The organism is Pseudomonas sp. TWR1-1-4 (assembly GCF_049897165.1).
Taxonomy (GTDB): Bacteria; Pseudomonadota; Gammaproteobacteria; order Pseudomonadales; family Pseudomonadaceae; genus Aquipseudomonas; species Aquipseudomonas canadensis.
On the sequence record NZ_JAFCVS010000002.1, the window covers coordinates 18,408 to 38,587 of the forward strand.

At 62.3% G+C, this 20,180-nt stretch carries 20 protein-coding genes; 11 read left to right on the top strand and 9 right to left on the bottom strand.

The genetic code is table 11. From position 1 onward, the window contains the following. Positions 1-72: 72 nt before the first annotated feature. The 4 genes from ACP7C6_RS04730 to ACP7C6_RS04745 form a co-directional block, all read right to left on the bottom strand. A complete protein-coding gene (locus ACP7C6_RS04730) occupies positions 73-876 on the bottom strand; it encodes a MipA/OmpV family protein (protein ID WP_426108332.1) in 804 nt (267 codons plus the stop codon). A 5-nt stretch (positions 877-881) separates the two neighbouring features. Continuing rightward, positions 882-2,696: a serine hydrolase domain-containing protein gene (locus ACP7C6_RS04735; RefSeq protein WP_305381172.1), complete on the bottom strand. Its 1,815-nt coding sequence runs from the start codon at positions 2,694-2,696 to the stop codon at positions 882-884. Between the two features lie 94 nt (positions 2,697-2,790). Then, positions 2,791-3,279: a GFA family protein gene (locus ACP7C6_RS04740; protein WP_426108333.1), complete on the bottom strand. Its 489-nt coding sequence runs from the start codon at positions 3,277-3,279 to the stop codon at positions 2,791-2,793. 33 nt (positions 3,280-3,312) lie between these two features. After that, complete coding sequence (locus ACP7C6_RS04745; RefSeq protein ID WP_028616378.1) at positions 3,313-4,203, bottom strand: LysR family transcriptional regulator; 891 nt, start codon at positions 4,201-4,203, stop codon at positions 3,313-3,315. 131 nt (positions 4,204-4,334) lie between these two features. Between ACP7C6_RS04745 and ACP7C6_RS04750 the strand changes: the two genes are divergently transcribed. The 8 genes from ACP7C6_RS04750 (at position 4,335) to dctM (ending at position 13,021) form a co-directional block, all read left to right on the top strand. After that, positions 4,335-5,153: an FAS1-like dehydratase domain-containing protein gene (locus ACP7C6_RS04750; protein WP_426108334.1), complete on the top strand. Its 819-nt coding sequence runs from the start codon at positions 4,335-4,337 to the stop codon at positions 5,151-5,153. 28 nt (positions 5,154-5,181) lie between these two features. Continuing rightward, positions 5,182-6,345 (top strand): acyl-CoA dehydrogenase family protein, encoded by a 1,164-nt coding sequence (locus ACP7C6_RS04755; protein ID WP_426108335.1) that lies wholly within the window; start codon positions 5,182-5,184, stop codon positions 6,343-6,345. Between the two features lie 10 nt (positions 6,346-6,355). Next, entirely contained in the window at positions 6,356-7,705 is a 1,350-nt protein-coding gene (locus ACP7C6_RS04760) for an MmgE/PrpD family protein (RefSeq protein ID WP_426108336.1), read from the top strand. A gap of 9 nt (positions 7,706-7,714) precedes the next feature. Next, positions 7,715-8,908, top strand: coding sequence for a CaiB/BaiF CoA transferase family protein (locus ACP7C6_RS04765; protein WP_426108337.1), 1,194 nt, complete (start codon positions 7,715-7,717; stop codon positions 8,906-8,908). A gap of 123 nt (positions 8,909-9,031) precedes the next feature. After that, positions 9,032-9,847, top strand: coding sequence for an HpcH/HpaI aldolase/citrate lyase family protein (locus tag ACP7C6_RS04770; RefSeq protein ID WP_426108338.1), 816 nt, complete (start codon positions 9,032-9,034; stop codon positions 9,845-9,847). A 102-nt stretch (positions 9,848-9,949) separates the two neighbouring features. Beyond that, positions 9,950-10,933: a TRAP transporter substrate-binding protein gene (locus ACP7C6_RS04775; protein ID WP_068932806.1), complete on the top strand. Its 984-nt coding sequence runs from the start codon at positions 9,950-9,952 to the stop codon at positions 10,931-10,933. Between the two features lie 175 nt (positions 10,934-11,108). Then, complete coding sequence (locus tag ACP7C6_RS04780; RefSeq protein WP_122684826.1) at positions 11,109-11,741, top strand: TRAP transporter small permease; 633 nt, start codon at positions 11,109-11,111, stop codon at positions 11,739-11,741. After that, the gene (dctM, locus tag ACP7C6_RS04785; RefSeq protein WP_068932811.1) at positions 11,741-13,021 is read left to right on the top strand and encodes a C4-dicarboxylate TRAP transporter large permease protein DctM; all 1,281 of its coding nucleotides are present in this window, start codon (positions 11,741-11,743) and stop codon (positions 13,019-13,021) included. Before ACP7C6_RS04780 ends, dctM begins: the two co-directional genes overlap by 1 nt. A gap of 109 nt (positions 13,022-13,130) precedes the next feature. Here dctM and ampC read toward each other — a convergent pair whose 3' ends face one another. Then, complete coding sequence (gene ampC / locus ACP7C6_RS04790) at positions 13,131-14,285, bottom strand: class C beta-lactamase (protein ID WP_426108339.1); 1,155 nt, start codon at positions 14,283-14,285, stop codon at positions 13,131-13,133. 128 nt (positions 14,286-14,413) lie between these two features. Here ampC and ACP7C6_RS04795 point away from each other — a divergent pair, with 128 nt between their 5' ends. Further along, positions 14,414-15,289 (top strand): LysR family transcriptional regulator, encoded by an 876-nt coding sequence (locus ACP7C6_RS04795; protein ID WP_426108340.1) that lies wholly within the window; start codon positions 14,414-14,416, stop codon positions 15,287-15,289. Here the strand turns inward: ACP7C6_RS04795 and yghX are convergent. Both yghX and ACP7C6_RS04805 read right to left on the bottom strand, forming a co-directional pair. Then, on the bottom strand, positions 15,286-16,173 hold the full coding sequence (gene yghX, locus ACP7C6_RS04800) for a YghX family hydrolase (protein ID WP_068932815.1): 888 nt from the start codon (positions 16,171-16,173) through the stop codon (positions 15,286-15,288). The two genes, ACP7C6_RS04795 and yghX, sit on opposite strands and share 4 nt — an antisense overlap. 43 nt (positions 16,174-16,216) lie before the next feature. Further along, a complete protein-coding gene (locus tag ACP7C6_RS04805; RefSeq protein WP_126571515.1) occupies positions 16,217-16,711 on the bottom strand; it encodes a PaaI family thioesterase in 495 nt (164 codons plus the stop codon). Between the two features lie 135 nt (positions 16,712-16,846). On the opposite strand from ACP7C6_RS04805, the gene ACP7C6_RS04810 reads away from it, so the two are divergent. Then, positions 16,847-17,401, top strand: coding sequence for a YceI family protein (locus tag ACP7C6_RS04810; RefSeq protein WP_426108599.1), 555 nt, complete (start codon positions 16,847-16,849; stop codon positions 17,399-17,401). Here ACP7C6_RS04810 and ACP7C6_RS04815 read toward each other — a convergent pair. Then, positions 17,398-18,288, bottom strand: a complete 891-nt coding sequence (locus tag ACP7C6_RS04815; RefSeq protein WP_426108341.1) for a DMT family transporter — start codon at positions 18,286-18,288, stop codon at positions 17,398-17,400. The two genes, ACP7C6_RS04810 and ACP7C6_RS04815, sit on opposite strands and share 4 nt — an antisense overlap. A 90-nt stretch (positions 18,289-18,378) precedes the next feature. Between ACP7C6_RS04815 and ACP7C6_RS04820 the strand changes: the two genes are divergently transcribed. Then, on the top strand, positions 18,379-19,704 hold the full coding sequence (locus ACP7C6_RS04820; protein ID WP_426108342.1) for a PLP-dependent aminotransferase family protein: 1,326 nt from the start codon (positions 18,379-18,381) through the stop codon (positions 19,702-19,704). 28 nt (positions 19,705-19,732) lie between these two features. Here ACP7C6_RS04820 and ACP7C6_RS04825 read toward each other — a convergent pair whose 3' ends face one another. Next, complete coding sequence (locus ACP7C6_RS04825) at positions 19,733-20,164, bottom strand: nuclear transport factor 2 family protein (RefSeq protein WP_016979456.1); 432 nt, start codon at positions 20,162-20,164, stop codon at positions 19,733-19,735. Positions 20,165-20,180: the final 16 nt, after the last annotated feature.

Consider the following 20,180-nt stretch of genomic DNA (forward strand, 5'->3'; position numbering starts at 1 on the left):
ATGCGGGGTCTGGTTTTGGCGCTGCTCCGCAGCCCCGCGCGGGCAAGCCCGCTCACCACAGTTAACGACCTGTTAGAAGCTGTATTCCAGCACCCCCATCACCGACGTCTGCAACCGCCGCTCCACAATCGGGCTCTTGCCCGCTTCATCCGCCAGGTACTGCACATCCAGCAAGGTCGAGAACTGGGTGTGCTCGCTGATCGGCAGGCTCCACACCAAGTTCATGCCATTACTGATATTGCCCGCACCGGCTTTATAGGCTTTGAAGCGGCTGCGGGCGGCTTGGCCGGTGGTCACGCCGTACCAGGTCTGCAAGTAGTCACGGTCACCGAAATGGCTGCTGAGGCTGGCGTCGACGGAGCCGAAACGACCTTCATACAGGTTGGTGCCCAGACTCAATTCCAAGTGGGTGAACGCCTTGCCGCTGTCCTTGTGATCATCTTCCTTGAGGGCATGTTCCAGCGTGGCACCCATAATCACGCCGCCCAGGTTGTAGCTGGCACTCACACCCAGCTGCGGGCGTGACTTGATCTCGCCCATACCCTTGAGGCGCTTGGAGCCGAGGTGCATGGACTCGCTTTTGTCCTTGCGCGAAGCGCTGGCACCGACGTAGGCACTGAAGCTCAAGGCATTGCCTTCGTAGCCCCAGCCGAGGCCCTTGTCGGTGTCGAGGAAAATCCCCCAAGGGCTGACGATGGCACCGCCGAACACTGGGGCGGTCATGCGTTCATCGCTGCCGCTGTAGCGCGGAAGATTGGCCACACCGGCCTTGAGGCTGTAGGTCCAGTCCTCGGCCAGTGCGCTGTTGGCGCCCGCGAGTAAACACAGTGAGGTAATGGACAGACAGAGGTTTTTCGGGCTCATCAGGGTTTTCATGTCGGTTAGAAACTCAAGGGTGGATGGGTACGTTTGAAGGAGTAGCCCGACGCGCTCAGGCCGTTGATCTGGCGGCTCACGGTGTCACCCAGGCCATAGCCGTTGCCGGCCAGTACGGCGTGGGCGTTGTCCACGGGCAGCAGGATGTAGTCGGTCAGCGGTTCGTCGTGCAGTTGGCCGCGAATCACCAGAAAGCCTTCTTCGAGGCGCACGCTGATGCCGCTCAATGGCGCGTCGGGTTCGTGGGTGTTGAGTACTTGGTAGGTGCCGACGGTGTCGGCCCAGGCCAAAGGCAGCGGCGGCGGGTCGATGCGTTCGCCAATGGCGATGCGCTGGCCGTGGCTGCGCGCGGTGAGCATCTGCCGGCCTTGCACGGTGATGACGTCGAGTTGGACCTGGCCTAGCTCACCGAGATCCTTGAGCCAGAAACCGAAGACTTTCTTCTGGGCGCGCAGCCAGCCGTGATCGTCGCGCAATAGTTCGAAGTTGAAACCGGCCAGTTCGCCAAGCAGCCGCTGGTCATCATCTTTGATCCGGAACACGCCCCAGGCGGTGGCGTAGAACCCGGCCAGGCGCTTGCGGTCGATGGCGGCTGGCACCTGGCGCAGCTTGAGTCCGTGGCGGGGTGCCTGGCAGTCTTCGCTGCAGACCTGCTCGCCGGTTTGCGCCTGGAGCATCAGGCGCAGGGTGTCGGTTGCCAGTGTGGCGACCAGATCTTCGGCATTGCTGTCGTTGGCCATGATGATCACGGCCAGTTGATGGTCCGGCAGCAGGGTCAGCTGTGCGGCGAAATCATCGCCACCACCACTGTGCTGGTAGGTGCGCACCCCTGGGCCGATCGGCTCGTCACCGCAGGGCGCCAGAAACCACGCCAGGCCGATCTGGCAATCGAAGTCCAGGGCGTTGCCGGTATTTTGCTGGGTGAACATTTCATCGATGGAGCGGCTGGTCATTACCCGGTTGCCCTTGTAGAGGCCTTCGGCAAACAGCATCTGCACGTAATGGCTGAGGTCCCTGGAGCTGGCCCACAAACCGCCGGCGGCGATGTCGCGCAGTTGCGCATCGGTGCTGGCGACGCCTTCCTGATAGCCCTGGGCGCGATAGCCGATTTGCGCAGCCGTCCCGACAAAGCTCGCGTGGTCCATCTCCAGCGGTTTGAGCAGGCTGTGTTGCAGCTGGGCTTCAAACTCCTTGCCGCTGCTGCGCTCGATGGCAGCGCCCACCAGCGCATAACCCAGGTTGGAATAGGCCACTTGCGTACCGGGCGGTGTGCTCAACCAGACGCCGGACAGGCGCATTGGCATCTGCCCCATGGCGTAGTTGTTGCGCAGGTCACGCAGGTGTTCACTGGGCAAGCCGGACTGATGGCTGAGCAGGCGACGCAAGGTGATGTCGCGGTCGGCGGCCTGCTGGTCGGTATGGAAGCGCGAGCGCACATAGAACTCGCGCAGGGTCTGCTGGATCGGTGCATCCAGCGCCAGTCGCTGTTGTTCAACCAGTTGCAGGGCCGCGCTGGCGGTGAGCAGTTTGGAGATCGCACCGGCCCGGAAGGCGGTGTTCGGCGTCACTGGCAAGCCCTTGGTTTTGTCGGCCATGCCGAACCCGCGAGTCCAGATCAACTCCTGGCCGTTGACCAGTGCAATCGACAAGCCGGGCACATTGGCCTGGGCCATGTCGCGGGGAATCCGGGTTTGCAGGTAGCGGATGATCGCGCTGTAGTCGCCCTTGGGAATCGGCGGCGGGGCAGGTGACTGCCCCTGGCAGCCAATGCTGCCCAACAGGCAACCGAGCAACGGAAGACCGCGCAATGTGCGAAGCATGACGAGCACCCGACAGGTGGTTTGGATGCTCGAATGCTAGGGCTGCGGCGCCCGAGGGTCTTTGACAGCTTTGTCGAGAAACTGTCAAAGACTGTTAACGGGCCACGCCGTGACGCTCATGCCATTGAGCGATCGACTCTTCGGGGTACTCATCGAACTGCAGGTCGCCCTTGCGTAGCGTGACCTCTACCCAGGGCGCCTTGGACCCCAGCATCAAGTGCGTATGCTCCGGTGGCACCGGCAATGGCGTATCGACGGCCGAGGCAAACGGATGGATCAGCTCCGGCCATTCCGGGCTGAACAGCCACAACGCGCTGCCGCATTGCGAGCAGAAATGCCGCTCGGCCGTACTCGCATGGGCGCGGCTGGCGCCTTCGGACTTGAGCTTGGCGTGGTAGACCGAAATGAATTTGCGCCCGCGCACCTTCAGGCTCTGGGTGTCGCCGGCCAGGTTGATCGCATAGCCGCCACCGCCCTGGGTCTTGCGGCAGATCGAGCAATAGCAACGCTGATAAGGGTAGGGATGGGCACTGGCAAGGCTGAACGTGACGGCGCCGCAATGGCAGGATCCTTCAAGCTGCATGGGCTGACTCCTTTGGCAAGGTGACTGTTCAGCTTAGGCGCTTTGCGGCATCAACGTGGCAATCAGCGCACGAATGGTGCCGGGCAACGCTTCCAGCTCCCGCACCAGGATGCTGCGCTCGCGGATCGCCCAGGGCTCATCCAGTTTTACGGCGACCAATTGCATGGTGCGGCTGTGTCGCACGGCGGCCGACTCCGGAATGATGCCGATCCCCACACCGGCCTCGACCATCCGGCAGATCGCCTCGAAACTCGACACCTGGATACGCAGCGAGAGATGTTTGCCCAGCCGCTCGACGTGTTCGCGCAGGAAGCTCAACAAGGTACTGCCTTCGTGCAGGCCGATATGCTGGTAGGCGAGGGTCTGTTCCAGTGTGACTGAGGGTTGGTCCGCCAGTGGATGGCCGACCGGCACCATCAGCACCAACTCATCGGTGCTGAAATGCAGCACCTGCAAACCTGCCGCTTCCACGGGGCCGGCGATGATGCCCATGTCGCTGGTGCCATCGAGCACGCCGCGCACGATGTCGCGGGACAGGCGTTCCTGCAGGTCGACGGTCACGCCGGGGCGCTGTGACAGAAAACCTGCCAGCACTTCGGGTAGGAATTCGGTGACGGCCGTGGTGTTGGCAAAGATGCGGATATGCCCGGCGGAATCCACGCCGTATTGGGTGAATTCGCTCTTGAGGTAGTCCACCTGGCGCATGATCAGCCGCGCATGGTGCAGCAAGCGTTCGCCCGCCGGGGTGATCTCCACGCCACGGCTGTCGCGGTAGAGCAGGCGGGTGTCGAGTTGGCCTTCCAGGGCTTTGATCCTTGCGCTGGCGGCAGCCGGCGAGAGGAACGCACGCTTGGCGCCCTGGGTCAGGCTGGGGGATTCGGCGATATGGATAAACAGGCGCAGGTCGGCCAGATCGAAGTGCATGCAAGGCTCCCGGTACAGGATGGCGGCGTTCAGCATAACCGAACGCCGGTTTATTGAAATGCAAATTCTCAGAACGGCGATAGGCTTGCATGATCCGGGGCAGACACTCACTGCCCGAGGACCTGCACCCGATGAGCGCCACCGATTGGATCGGCCGAAGCGAAACCGCCCACGACCACCTTAGCCATAACCTGCTCAAGCGTATCGCCGCTACGTTCGGTGAAGAAGTGCCCGAAGACGGCGCGGACATCCCGCCGTTGTGGCAGTGGTGTTTCTTCCAGGACCCGTTGCCGGAAACTGCGTTGGGCAGCGACGGTCACCCGGCCCGTGGCGGGTTCTTGCCGCCGGCCGACAACCGCAATCGCATGTGGGCCGGTGGGCGCATCGAGTTCCTGCAGGCACTGCGCGCCGGTGAGGCGGCGACGCGCGTGTCGACCATTACCCAGGTCGAAGAAAAAACCGGTCGCACCGGTTCGCTGCTGTTTGTCACCGTGCGCCACGACTATTCCCAGGACGGCTGCCTGGCGATCCGCGAGGAACAGGACATCGTCTACCGCGAACCCACGCCGCCCAAATCCGGCAGCGGTGACGCGCTGGAGCAGGGTGAATGGTCTGAAACCGTCGATCCCACGCCCACCCTGCTGTTTCGCTACAGCGCAGTGACCTTCAACGGTCACCGCATTCACTACGACTACCCCTATGTCACCGGCACCGAAGGTTACTCAGGCCTGGTGGTGCATGGGCCGCTGATCGCCACCCTGAGCCTGCGCGCATTCTGCCGCGCCAACCCTGGCGCAACCTTGCGCCGTTTTGCCTATCGCGGCGTGCGCCCGTTGATTGCGCCGCAGCCGTTTGAAGTGGGCGGCCGCGTGACCGAAGCCGGTGTGGCACAGCTGTGGGCCGGCAACGTCGATGGCCTGGCGCAGCAAGCCAGCGTGCATTTCGAATAATCCAAGAACAACAGGCGGAGAGCCGTTAATGAACCCGAATGACAATGAAGAACTCAATGCCATCCGCGAAGGCGTGCGCGCCTTGTGCGCTGAATTCGATGCCGCTTACTGGCGCAGGATTGACGAGGAAAAGGGTTTCCCCGAAGCCTTCGTCAAGGCGCTGACCGACGCTGGCTGGCTGTCGGCGATGATCCCCGAAGAATACGGCGGCTCCGGACTGGGCCTGGCTGAAGCCTCAGTGATCCTTGAAGAAGTGAATCGCTGCGGCGGCAACTCCGGCACCGTACATGGCCAGATGTACAACATGTTCACCTTGCTGCGGCACGGCAGCGACGCACAGAAACGCTTCTACCTGCCCAAGCTCGCCAGCGGCGAATTGCGCCTGCAATCCATGGGCGTGACCGAGCCCACCACTGGCACCGACACCACCAAGATCAAGACCACGGCGATCAAGCGTGGCGACAAGTATGTGATCAACGGCCAGAAGGTGTGGATCTCGCGGGTCCAGCATTCCGATCTGATGATCCTGCTGGCGCGCACCACGCCCTTGGCCGAGGTGAAGAAAAACTCCGAGGGCATGTCGATTTTTCTGGTGGATCTGCGCGAAGCCATCGGCAACGGCCTGACCGTGCAGCCCATCGCCAATATGGTCAACCACGAAACCAACGAGCTGTTCTTCGACAACCTGGAGTTGCCGCTGGACAGCCTCCTTGGTGAAGAGGGCAAGGGCTTTAAGTACATCCTCGACGGCCTCAACGCCGAGCGCACGCTGATCGCCGCCGAATGCATCGGTGATGGCCGCTGGTTTATCGAAAAGGCCAGCGCCTATGCGCGTGATCGCGTGGTGTTTGGCCGGCCCATCGGGCAGAACCAAGGCGTGCAGTTCCCGATTGCTGAAGCGCATATCGAGATCGAGGCGGCCGACTTGATGCGTTGGCGCGCCTGTGAGGAATACGACAGCGGCGCCAATGCCGGGGCCAGTGCCAACATGGCCAAGTACCTCGCGGCCAAGGCGTCCTGGGAGGCGGCCAACGCCTGCCTGCAAACCCACGGCGGTTTCGGGTTTGCCTGCGAATACGATGTGGAGCGCAAATTCCGCGAGACGCGCCTGTACCAGGTGGCGCCGATCTCCACCAACTTGATCCTGTCCTACGTGGCCGAGCATTTGCTCGAACTGCCACGCAGCTTCTGAGGGCCTGACCATGAGCCATACCCAAGCTTTGTGTCGGTTCCTGGCCGAACTGGATTACGCGCAACTGCCGGAAGACGTCCTCGCGCGCACCGAAGATTTGTACCTGGACTGGTTGGCCTCGGCACTGGCGAGCCAGAGCGCGCACCCAATTGCGTTGTTCGAGCGTTACGCGCAGAAAATGGGCCCGAGCAGCGGCCCGGCGCAGGTGATCGTCAATGGCGGCAGCACCAGCGCGTATTTCGCCGCGCTGGTCAACGCGGCTTCATCCCATCTGGTAGAGCAGGACGATCTGCACAACAGCTCCGTCCTGCACCCGGCGACCGTGGTGTTTCCGGCCGCGCTGGCGGCGGCCCAGGACCTCGGCAAATCCGGTCGCGATTTGCTGCTGGCCTCGGTGGCCGGTTATGAAGCGGGTATCCGCATCGGCGAATTCATGGGCCGTTCCCACTACCGCATCTTCCACACCACGGCCACCGTCGGCACGTTGGCGGCGGCGGTAGCCGTAGGCAAGTTGCTGGATTTCAGCGAAGAACAATTCATCAACCTGCTCGGCAGCGCGGGTACCCAGGCGGCCGGCTTGTGGGAGTTCCTGCGTGATGCCGCTGATTCCAAGCAACTGCACACGGCGAAAGCCGCAGCGGACGGCTTGCTCGCCGCTTACCTGACGGCGGATGGGCTGACCGGTGCGCGCAATATTCTTGAAGGCGATCAAGGTCTGGCTGCCGGTATGTCCAGTGATGCCGAGCCGGCCAAATTGTCCGCCGATCTCGGCAGTCGCTGGGCGTTGCTGGAAACCTCGTTCAAGTTCCACGCCTCATGCCGCCATACCCATCCGGCCGCCGATGCGCTGTTGCATTTGATGCAGCGCGAAGGCCTGCAGGCCGAACAGATCGCCCACGTGGAAACCCGGGTGCACCAGGGCGCCATCGATGTATTGGGCCGCGTGAAAGTACCGACCAGCGTGCACCAGGCCAAGTTCTCCATGGGCACCGTGCTCGGCCTGATTGCCGTGCATGGCAAGGCCGGTCTTACGGAGTTCCATGAGCTGGCGTTGACCGATCCAGCGGTCTCGGCGTTTCGCGACAAGGTCAGCATGACCCTCGACGCCGAAGTCGACCGCGCTTACCCGCAGCGCTGGCTCGGTCGCGTTACCGTCACCACGCTGGATGGCCGCACGCTGCACGGCGCCATCGACGAGCCCAAGGGCGATCCGGGTAACACCCTGAGCCGTGCGGAGCTGGCCGATAAATTCCAGCGCCTCAGCCAATTCAGCAACGCCCGCACACCGGCCCAGGCCAATGCCCTGATCGACAAGGTCTGGGACCTGCGCAACGCCGTATCCATGGCCGACTGGCTTTGAGGAACTGTCATGACTAACCCAAGACCGCTGGACGGCATCACCGTTGTCAGCCTGGAACACGCGATTGCCGCGCCGTTCTGCACCCGTCAACTGGCCGACCTGGGCGCTCGCGTGATCAAGGTCGAGCGCCCCGGTGCCGGCGATTTTGCCCGTGGCTACGACGAGCGCGTGCGCGGCCTGGCTTCACACTTCGTGTGGACCAACCGCTCCAAGGAAAGCCTGACCCTGGACCTCAAGCAGGACGAGGCCGGCGATATTCTCGACGCCCTGCTGGCTGACGCCGATGTACTGGTGCAGAACCTGGCGCCCGGCGCCGCCGCGCGCATGGGCCTGTCGTTCGAGGCATTGCATGCGCGCTTTCCGCGCCTGATCGTCTGCGATATTTCTGGCTACGGCGAAGGTGGACCGTATGAAAAGAAAAAGGCCTACGACCTGCTGATCCAGAGCGAAGGTGGCTTTCTGTCGGTGACCGGTGGCCCCGGTGAAGACCAGATGGCCAAGGCCGGTTGCTCCATCGCCGATATCTCGGCGGGCATGTACGCCTACAGCGGCATCCTCTCGGCGCTGCTGCTGCGCGGCAAGACGGGAAAGGGCAGCCGCATCGACGTGAGCATGCTGGAAAGCCTGGTGGAATGGATGGGCTACCCGATGTACTACGCGTTCGACGGTGCACCGCAGCCACCGCGTGCCGGGGCAGCGCATTCGACGATCTATCCCTATGGACCGTTTCCCACCGGCGACGGCGGCACCGTGATGCTCGGCCTACAAAATGAGCGCGAATGGGCGGCGTTCTGCGACAAGGTGTTGCTCACCCCGGCATTGGCGACCGACGAGCGTTTCTCCGCCAACTTCAAGCGCTCGGCCAATCGCGACGTGCTGCGCCAGATCATCGTCGACAGCTTCACGCAGTTGGATGCGGAGGCGGTGATCCTGCGCCTGGAAGACGCGCAGATCGCCAGCGCCCGGGTCAACGATATGCAAGGCGTGTGGGACCACCCGCAACTCAAGGCCCGCGACAGCTGGCGCGAAGTCGATAGCCCGGCGGGGCCGTTGCCGTCGCTGCTGCCACCGGGACGCAATGCCGCGTTTACCCCGCGCATGGACGCCGTGCCCGCGTTGGGGCAGCACAGCCAAGCCATTCTCGACCAGCTCGGTTTCAGCGCCGACGCCATCGAAACCCTGAAAACCCGCGGCGTCATCTGACCCCGCGCCCCGTTGTAGGCGCCGGCTTGCCGGCGATGGCGGCCTTGAGCATGCACTGATTTCAAGGGCCTCATCACTGGCAAGCCAGCTTCTACATCGGGCGTGACAATAAGGAATTGTGTGATGCCAAACCCTCTTGTGCGCTCTGCGTTGTTTGTACCCGGTAGCCGACCGGAGCGATTTTCCAAAGCCTTGGCCAGCGGTGCCGACGCGGTGATCGTGGATTTCGAGGATGCGGTGGAAGAGCCGCTCAAGCGCCAGGCGCGGGATAACCTTGGGGCGTTTTTGACGGCCAATCCCGCCGCCCAGGTGTGGGTGCGGATCAACGCGCCGGAACATGCCGAGCATTTTGAGGATGTGGCGTTCTGCAAGGCGCATCCGAATGTGGCGGGTGTCCTGTTGCCGAAGGTCGAAAGCGCAGCCCAGGTCGCCGTAGTGGCGGCCACCGGCAAACTCATCTGGCCGATCATCGAGAGTGCGCGGGGTTTGCTGGCGGTGGCCGAGATCGCCCATGCACCGCAGGTGGAGCGCCTGTCATTCGGCGGGTTGGACCTGGCGCTGGACTTGAACCTGAGCAGCAATTCTGCGGCCGCCCAGTTCGCCCTGGACCAGGCGCGCCTGGCGCTGATCGTGCATTCCCGTGCCGCCGGCCTGGTCGCACCGCTGGATGGCGTGCACCCGGCCATCCATGACCCTGAAGGCCTGCGCCGCTCGATCCGGCATGCCTATGAGATGGGGTTTGCCGGGGCGCTGTGTATCCACCCCAAGCAGGTGGCCGTGATTCACCAGGCGCTGGCGCCAAGCGCCGAAGACCTGGCCTGGGCCCAGCGCGTGGTGGATGCCGGCGCCCATGGGGCAGGGGCCTATCAGATCGATGGGCAGATGGTGGATGCGCCGGTGTTGCTGCGCGCGCAACGACTGTTGGCGGCTCAGATCTAGCGTTCGTCCAGACCGAACGCAGGTATCAAAAAATCGAAATTCACTACACGCGTGACATCAGGCACCTTGCCCTACAACACAACAATAAGAAGGTGATTTCCCATGCTCAAGCTTTCCCGGGCGCTGCTGTGCGCCGCCACCTTGTTTGCCGCGGGCCTGGCCCAGGCGGCAGAACCGATTGTCATCAAGTTCGCCCACGTGGTCGCCGAAAACACCCCCAAGGGCCAGGGCGCGCTGCTGTTCAAGAAACTCGCCGAAGAACGCCTGCCCGGTAAGGTCAAGGTCGAGGTGTATCCGAACTCGTCGCTGTTCGGCGACGGCAAGGAAATGGAAGCGCTGCTGCTGGGCGATGTACAGATGCTGGCGCCGTCCCTGGCCAAGTTCGAGCAGTACACCAAGCAAGTGCAGATCTACGACCTGCCGTTCCTGTTCAACGACCTGGCCGCCGTCGACCGTTTCCAGGCCGCCCAGGGCAAGGAACTGCTGACCTCCATGCAGGACAAGAACATCCTCGGCCTGGCCTATTGGCACAACGGTCTCAAGCAACTCTCGTCGAACAAGGCGCTGCATGAGCCCAAGGACGCCCGTGGCCTGAAATTCCGTGTGCAGGCTTCAAGCGTGTTGGAAGAGCAGTTCAAGGCGATCCGCGCCAACCCGCGCAAGATGAGTTTTGCCGAGGTGTATCAGGGCCTGCAGACCGGCACCGTGAATGGCACCGAGAACACTTGGTCGAACTATGAAAGCCAGAAGGTCAACGAGGTGCAGAAATACTTCACCGAGTCCAACCATGGCCTGATCGACTACATGGTGATCACCAACGCCAAGTTCTGGAACGGCCTGCCACCGGACATCCGCAGCACGCTGGAGCAGATCATGGTCGAGGTTACCGTCGAGGTGAACAAGCAGGCCGAAGCGCTGAACCAGTCAGCCAAGCAGAAGATCGTCGATTCCAAGACCAGCGAAATCATCGAACTGACCCCGGAGCAACGCCAGTTGTGGCGCGAAGCCATGCGCCCGGTGTGGCAGAAGTTCGAGGGTGAGATCGGGGCTGACCTGATCAAGGCCGCCGACGCGTCCAACCAGTGATCGATTGCTGAAACAAACCCGACTCCTGTGGGAGCGGGCTTGCCCGCGATGGCACCGCCTCGGTGTTCCTTAAAGACCGAGTCGCCCGCATCGCAGGCAAGCCAGCTCCCACATTGATCCGGTTTCGTCAGTGACTTGTTGTGAATACCCCCGTCCAGTTTCGCGAGGTTTTGCCATGCAAACGCTAAGGCGCGTCTGGGAGCACCTGGAGGAAGGTTTTATCGCCTTCCTGCTGGCCGCCATGACCCTGGTGACATTCGTCTACGTCATGCTCAACAACATCTACACGCTGTTTTTTGCCCTGGCCGACAAGTGGGCCTTCAGCAGCAACTTCTTCAATGCCCTGGGTGACCACACCATGACCTGGGCCCAGGACATGACCTGGAGCGTGGCGCTGACCAAGGCCATGTTCGGCTGGCTGATCTTCTTCGGTATTTCCTATGGCGTGCGCACTGCGGGCCACCTTGGCGTGGACGCACTGGTGAAGTTGACCAGGCGCCCGGTGCAACGCGTGCTCGGCATGCTCGCCTGCCTGTGCTGCCTGGCCTACGCCGGGCTGTTCATGGTCGCCAGCTACAAGTGGGTGAGCGCCGTGATGGGCGCGCATATCGGCGCCGAGGACCTCGATCAGTACGGCATTGATGTGGGCGATATCGTGATCATCGTGCCCATCGGTTTTGCCATGGTGTTCATCCGCTACCTGGAAATTTTCTACCGCATCTTTACCCACCGTCAGGTCGGGTTGGGGCTGGCCGATGAGGCTGGTGAGGCCAGCAAGTTGGCCGGCAGCCATGAGGAGCGTCACTGATGGCCGTGCTCTGTCTATTCCTGTTGTTGTTCGTGTTCATGTTCCTCGGCGTGCCCATCGCGATTTCCCTGGGCCTGTCCGGCGCCGTGTCGATCCTGATGTTCAGCCAGGACTCGGTGAGCTCCCTGGCGATCAAGCTGTTCGAGACCTCCGACGCCTATACCTTCCTGGCGATTCCGTTCTTCCTGCTCTCCGGTGCGTTCATGACCACCGGCGGCGTGGCGCAACGCCTGATCGACTTTGCCAACGCCTGTGTCGGCCACATCCGTGGTGGCCTGGCGATTGCGGCGGTGCTGGCGTGCATGTTGTTTGCCGCGCTGTCCGGTTCGTCTCCGGCAACGGTGGCGGCGGTGGGCTCGATTGCCGTGGCGGGCATGGTGCGTTCCGGTTACCCGAAGGAGTTTGGCGCCGGGATCATCTGTAACGCCGGCACCTTGGGCATCCTGATTCCGCCGTCGATTGTGATGGTGGTGTATTCGGCGGCCACTGAAACCTCGGTCGGCAAGCTGTTCATGGCCGGCGTGATTCCAGGGTTGCTGCTGGGCCTGATGCTGATGATCGCGATCTACATTGTTGCGCGCATCAAGAAGCTGCCGGCCCAGCCACGTGCGACCTTGCGCGAGTGGCTGACCTGCGCGCGCCGTGCCTTTTGGGGCCTGTTGCTGCTGGTGATCATCCTCGGCGGCATCTACAGCGGCATGTTCACCCCGACCGAAGCCGCGGCGGTGGCGGCGGTGTACTCGGCGTTTGTCGCGCTGTTCGTCTACAAAGATATGAAGCTGCGCGATTGCCCCAAGGTGCTGCTGGAGTCCGGGCGCCTGGCGATCATGCTGATGTTCATCATCGCTAATGCCATGCTCTTTGCCCATGTGCTGACCACCGAACAGATTCCCCAGGAAATCACTGCGTGGGTGCTGTCTGAAGGTCTGACGCCGATTGGCTTTTTGATCATGGTCAACGTGGTGTTGCTGATTGCCGGCAGTTTCATGGAGCCGTCAGCCATTGTGCTGATCCTGGCGCCAATCTTCTTCCCGATTGCCATGAAGCTGGGCATCGACCCGATTCACCTGGGCATCGTGATGGTGGTGAACATGGAGATTGGCCTGGTTCACCCGCCGGTGGGGTTGAACCTGTTTGTGACCTCGGCGGTGACCGGGCTGACCCTGGGGCAGACTATCCGGGCGGCGTTGCCGTGGCTGATGATCTTGTTGGTGTTCCTGATCATGGTCACGTACCTGCCGTTTATCTCCCTGGCGTTACCGCACTGGCTCGGTATGTAGTCGCCCCCCTGTAGGAGCCGGCTTGCCGGCGATGAGGCCCTTGAATTCGGTACAGCAATCAAGGACGCCATCGCCGGCAAGCCGGCTCCTGCAAAGGGCGCTGGGTCCTTTAATGGTCCAGCGAACTCAAGATCGCATGGGCCACTTTCACTCGCTCCCCGTTCGGGTAGTTCTTGTTTGCCAGGATCACCACCCCCATCCCCTTGCTTGGCACATACGCCACGTACGCACCGAACCCATTGGTCGAGCCGGTTTTGTTCACCAGCGTGTCGGCGCGCGGCGCTTGTGGCGGGGTCAGCCAGTTCACCGGATGCGGTTCCATCGCCATTTTTGTCGAGTTGCCCTCCACCAGGGCGTCCAGCTTGATCGGGTAAGGGTACATCTCCCAGCCCAGCCCCTGGGTCATGCCCTCGACAGTGTAGTAGCCGGTGTGTGTGGTGGTGATGGCTTGTTGCAGCACTGGGTCCAGTGTCGCCGGGCGCATATTGACCTCTACGTAATGCAACAGGTCCGAAGCGCTGGTCTTGATGCCATAGGCCTCGCTGTCCATCGCGCCGGGGCCGACTCGCACGGGTTGTCCGTCCTTGCCATAGCCCTGGGCGTACAGGTTCATCTGGCTCTTGGGAACAGTGACGAAGGTGTGCTTGAGCCCCAGTTTCGCAAGCAGGGTTTTCTCCATCAGTTGATCAAACGGCTGCTTCAGGCTCTGCGCCGCCAGGTAGCCGAACAGGCCCAGGCTCGGGTTGGAATACAGGCGTTGGGTACCCGGGGCGAAGTCGGGTTTCCACTGCTGGAAGTAGCTGATCATGTGCTGGGTGTTGTCCGCCGCGCGGGGAAATTGCAGCGGCAGGCCACCGGCGGTGTAGGTGCCCAGGTTGAGTAGGCTGATGTGGTCGAACTTGCCGCCGCGCAACGCTGGCAGGTACTGGCTGGCCGGGTCGGTGAGGGTCAGTTTGCCGCTCGCCACGGCATAGCCGGTGAGGGTGGCGGTGAAGGTCTTGCTGACCGAGCCGATTTCAAACAGGGTGTTCTCACTGACAGGCTGTTTGGCGTCTTTACTGGCAACGCCGTAGTTAAAGTATTGCGCCTTGCCGTCCTTGACGACACCGACAACGAGACCTGGAATAGACTGTTGCTGCATCAGCGGCTTGACGCTGGCGTCCACCACGGCGCGCAGGTCGTCGGCGGCCAGGCAGTGGCCGGTGGCGAGAAATAACGCCAGGGCGCCCAAGTTACGCACTCCGGACAGGGAGAGTTGAGGCATGATATCGCTTCCATGAGAGTGATCGATTGAATGAAGAGCCTGCGCGGGCGTGGCCAATGTAGGCAGTTCGCGGGCGTTGGGCAAACGATGATATCTCGCACCTGCCATTAGATTAATTGGGGTCAAGCATGCTGCGCTCCCATCTTCCCCTCAATGCCCTGCGTGCCTTTGAAGCCTCGGCCCGGCATTTGAGTTTTACCCGCGCCGCCATCGAGTTATGCGTGACCCAGGCGGCGGTCAGCCATCAAGTCAAAAGCCTGGAAACGCAGTTGAACGTGACCTTGTTCAAGCGCCTGCCCCGTGGCCTGATGCTCACCAGCGAAGGCGAAACCCTGTTGCCGGTGGTGCGCGACTCGTTTGACCGCATCGCCCAGACCTTGAGCCAATTCCAAGGCGGGCATTACCGCGAAGTGCTCACGGTGGGCGCGGTCGGCACCTTTGCTGTGGGCTGGTTGCTGCCACGGCTGCCCGAGTTTCAGGCGCGTTACCCGTTTATCGACCTGCGCCTGTCCACCCACAACAACCGTGTCGACGTGGCGGCCGAAGGCCTGGATTATGCCATCCGCTTCGGCGCGGGTGCCTGGCACGGCACCGACGCCTGTGAGCTACTGGCAGCGCCTCTCACCGTACTCTGCGTGCCGCCATTGGCCGAGCAACTGCACGCACCGGAAGACTTGCTCAAACACACCTTGCTGCGCTCCTATCGCACCGATGAATGGAACCTGTGGTTTCAGGCCGCCGGTCTACCCGCTGATACTTTAGTGCCGCGCAGCATCGTGTTCGATTCTTCGTTGGCGATGATGGAAGCCGCCTTGCAAGGCATCGGAGTGGCACTGGCGCCGGCGATGATGTTTTCGCGGCAACTGGAGAGCGACGTGATCCGCCAGCCCTTCAACGTCGGCATCAGCACGGGCAGCTATTGGTTGACGCGTTTGCAGTCGCGCGCTGAAACGCCAGCGATGCTGGCGTTTAAAAGGTGGATGTGTGAAAGCGTAAACGCTTAAACCAGGTACTTGTTGAACCAACCCAACGTTCTTTCCCACGCCAGATTCGCCGCCGCCTCGTCATAGCGTGGCGTCGAATCATTATGGAAGCCGTGGTTGGCGCCCTTGTAGATATACGCCTCATACGTGGTGCCGGCTGCCTTCAGCGCCTGCTCATACGCCGGCCAACCCTCGTTGATCCGCGTATCCAGCTCACCGAAATGCAACATGATCGGCGCCTTGATCCGTGGCACGTCCTTGGCTTGCGGCTGGCGCCCATAAAACGACACGGCCGCGCCTAGTTCCGGGTAGGCCACCGCTGCCGCGTTGGTCACGCCGCCGCCATAACAGAAGCCGGTAATCCCGACCTTGCCCGTGCTGCTGTCGTGGTGCATCAGCCATTCGATGGCGGCGAAGAAGTCGTTCATCAGCTTGGTCGGGTCGACGGTCTGTTGCAGGGCCACGCCTTTTTCATCGTTGCCGGGGTAACCGCCCACCGAGGTCAGGCCATCCGGGGCCAGGGCGATGAAGCCGGCCTTGGCCAGGCGCCGGGCGACGTCTTCGATGTAGGGGTTGAGGCCGCGGTTTTCGTGGACCACCACCACCGCTGGCAGCTTGCCCGTGGCTTTGGCTGGGCGCACCAGATAGCCGCGCACCGTGCCGTTACCTTTGGGCGAGGGGTAGGTGATGTAGTCGGCGACGATGTCCGGGTCGGTGAATTTCACTTGTTCGGCCAGCGCGTAGTTGGGGCTCAGGGCCGCCAGCAAGGCCGAAGCGGTGAGGCCGCCAAAGGTGAACAGCGCAGCGCGGTCGAGAAATTCGCGGCGGTTGATCTTGCCGTGGGCATAGCCGTCGTAGAGTTCCAGCAGTTCGGGGGCAAAGTCTTTCGCGGTCAGACGAGTCATCGGTGCATCCTCGATTAGCGGTGGCGGTCAATGTAGCCCAGGATCAGCCCTCGCGACCATGGGCGACGGCGGCCAATTGACCGGTGTCGACGCGCACGAAGATCGAATCGCCGATGGCGGTCAGTACGTCACCGGCGTACACCTCGCAGATCACGTGGGTCTTGCGTCCCACGTCACCGTCGACTCGCGCGCGCAGGGTGAGGGTGATGCCCATGGGCGTCGGCTTGATGAATTTGATCCCCAGGTTGCCGGTGACGCAGTCGATGCGCGGCAGACTGCCGGGTTCGCGCCCTTCGGCGCGGTAGTGGTAGGCCATGGCGGTCCAGTTGGAGTGGCAGTCCACCAGCATGGCGATCAGGCCGCCGTAGACCAGGTCGGGCCAGCCGCTGTAGTGGGCTTCGGGCAGGTGCTCGGCGACGAGGTGGATGCCGTCCGCGTCCCAGCGGCTCTTGATGTGCAGGCCGTGGGGGTTGCTGCCGCCGCAGCCGTAGCAGATGCCTTCCGGCGCGGTAATGTCCTGGAGTGAAGGGGCGTGCATGCAGAGTCCTTATATGTGCGTGTGCGACTACTCTGTTTAGCAGGACAGGCGCCGGATGGGAATAAATCCCTGGTGTGGCGTGTTAGCTCAGTACCTGTGTCCTTACCTCTAGCGGAGCGTTGCATGAAACGTCTTATGTCCCCGGTCGCCGTACTGGCCTTGATCCTTGCTTATGGTGCCAGCGCCCAGGCGGTGGAGTACAAGGACGTCAACCGCACCGCCAGCCAGATCAGCTTCACCTACAAGCAATTGGGGCAGCGGGTGTATGGCACGTTCAGCGAGTTTGAAGGCGCCTTGACCTTCGACACGCAAAAACCGGAGGCCGGGCATGCCTTGCTCAAGATCCAGCTGGCCAGTATCGACGCGGGCAGCCCGGACGCCAACGGCGAGCTGCAACGCGCGTCCTGGTTTGATACCGCGACGTTTCCGGTGGGCGTGTACGAATCCACCGGCGTCAAAGCCTTGGGCGACAACCGCTACACGATCAGCGGCAATCTGACCATCAAGGGCACCACGCGCCCGGTGGACGTGGACGTGGTGCTCAAGGAGCAGAGCGGCATTGGCGTGTTCGACGGTGAGTTCGTCCTCAAACGTGGCGACTTCAAGATCGGCGAGGGTGAGTGGGCCGGCAACAGCGTGGTATCCAATGAAATCAACATCAAGTTCAAGATGGTCGTGCCGCAGCGTTAACGCGCGAACTTCTTTGCGCCGGCCACGCAGCCGATCACCGCGACCGTCACCAGCACCATGCCCAGGCTGACCTGCTCATGCAGCAGGCCTGCCGCCAGCGCCAGGCCGAAAAATGGTTGCAGCAACTGCAACTGGCCGACGGCGGCAATGCCACCCTGGGCCAGGCCGCGATACCAGAACACAAAGCCGATCAGCATGCTGAACAGTGACACATAAGCCAGGCTCAACCAGGCGGGCAGACTGATGCCGCGGAAACTCGACGGCGCAAGCATCAGGCTCAACGGCACCACCACCGGCATCGACACCACCAGCGCCCAGCAGATCACCTGCCAACCGCCCAGGCTGCGCGACAGCTTGGCGCCTTCGGCGTAACCCAGGCCGCACACCAGCACTGCCAGCAGCATCAGCAGATCGCCGGCCGGTGCGGCGCTCAAGCCTTGGGCGACGGCATAACCCATCACCAGCACACTGCCCAGCACCGAGAACAGCCAGAACACCGGCCGCGGTCGCTCGCCGCCGCGCAACACGCCAAACACGGCGGTGGCGAGGGGCAGCAGGCCGATGAATACGATGGAGTGGGCCGAGGTCACGTATTGCAACGCCAGGGCGGTGAGCAAGGGGAAGCCAATCACCACGCCAAGGGCGACAATCGCCAGCGGCACCCACTGATTGCGCGCGGGGCGTTTTTCCTTGAATAGCCACAGCAAAGACACGCCGAGGACGGCGGCGATCGCGGCACGGACCATGGTGAGAAACACTGGGTCGAATTCCATCACGGCCAATCGTGTGGCAGGTAATGAACCGCTGAAAATCACCACGCCGATAAAACCGTTGATCCAGCCCTGGGTACTGGTGTCCAGGGTGTTGAGAGGGGATGTACGTTCCATGAGGGAGTGCCCGAAGCCGGAGGTGTTGCGTTCAGGCCATCCTAGGGGCGAGCATTAAGACAATCAAAAAATTGTCATGGATACATCCCAATGCCGCGCGCTCGCTACAAGTCCTTGGTCGACACCTTTGCTGGAGCCATCCGCAGCGGCCAAATGCCGCCTGGCACGCGTCTGCCGACGCATCGTCAATTGGCCGCCGAGCATGGCCTGGCACTGGTCACCGCTAGCCGCGTGTACACCGAGCTTGAGGCCATGGGCCTGGTCAGCGGCGAACCCGGGCGTGGCACCTTCGTGCGCGAAATCTCGTTGCCGCCAGGGCAGGGCAGTGGTCAGATGACGGTGACGGCGGGCATGCTCGACCTCAATTTCAACTATCCCTCGTTGCCGGGCCAGGCAGAGCTGTTGCGCACAGCATTGCGCCAACTGGCGCTGTCCGGCGACCTTGAAGCGCTGTTGCGTTACCAGCCCCACGCCGGGCGTCTGCATGAGCGCGCGGCCTTTGCGCGGCACTTATTGAACCGTGGGCTTACCGTGGAGCCCGACCAAGTGCTGCTGGTCAGTGGCGCGCAACATGGCTTGGCGGTAACGATGATGGCGTTGCTCAAACCCGGTGATGTGATTGCGGTCGATGCGTTGACCTATTCGGGCTTCAAGGTACTGGCCGAAACCCTGCACCTGGAAATTGTAGCGATCCCGGTGACGCCGACCGGCCCGGACCTGGAAGCCTTGCAAAACCTGTGTCGCAAGCGCCCGGTGCGCGCCGTATACAGCATGCCGACCCTGCACAATCCCCTCGGTTGGGTGATGGATCTGGTCCAACGCGAACGGCTGGTGTCCATCGCCCGTCAGCACAATCTGATGATCATCGAAGACGCGGCCTACGCGTTCCTCGCTGAAGACCCACCGCCCCCGGTGGCGACGCTGGCGCCGGAACGCACGGTGTATGTGGGTGGGCTGTCAAAAAGTGTGGCGACGGGCCTACGCGTGGGGTTTGTCGCGGCGCCGATGGAATGGGTAAAGACGCTGGAGCGCACCCTCATGGCCACCACCTGGAATGTACCCGGCGTGATGAGCGCCATGGCGGTGGCATGGCTGGAGGATGGCACCGTGGCACAGCTTGAGGCGCAAAAGCGCGAGGACGCCCAGGCACGCCAGGCTTTGGCCGCTCAGGTGTTCAAAGGGCTGACCACCATCAGCCATCCCTCGTCGTATTTTTTATGGCTGCCGTTGGCGGAAGATGCCCGGGCCGATCAGGTCGCCATGACCTTGCAGCGCGACAATATTTCAGTGTCCACCGCCGAGCCGTTTGCCGTCTCGGGACATGTCCCGCACGCGTTGCGGTTGGCCTTGGGTTCGGTGCCGATGTCGGCACTGCGCGAAGCGTTGCTGAAGGTGCGCAAGGTGGTGGCGTGGTGAGCCGGTTTCCGCGGCTCACCGCTGGACATCAGTACTTGTAAGCCTGGCGCCCGATCAGCAACCATTTGCCTTTCTGTTTCTGCCAGACCTGGAAGTTGTCGATGTCGGTAGGCACTTCAACGCCGCTGTTCACGGCCAGGGCATGGAAGTGGTTGCGTACCAGCGCGGTATCGCCTTGCAGGGTGATGGTCTGGTTCTGCATTTCCAGGGTCTTGAAGGCGCTGGTATGGGTTTCCAGGTCAGCGATGAATTGGTCTTTGTTCTGCACCTTGCCGCTGGAGTGGCCGTAGGTGAGTTTGTCGGCCGTCAACGCGTGAAGTTGCTTGAGGTCCAGGTGCAGCATGGCTTGGGTCAGTTGGTCGACCGCTTGTGCCACATCCTTTTCGGCAGGGGCAGGCGCGGCTGCGACATAACCGGTGAACAGGCAGAGAAATCCGATCAGCACTTTGACGTTTTGCATGGGTGTTTCCTTATTG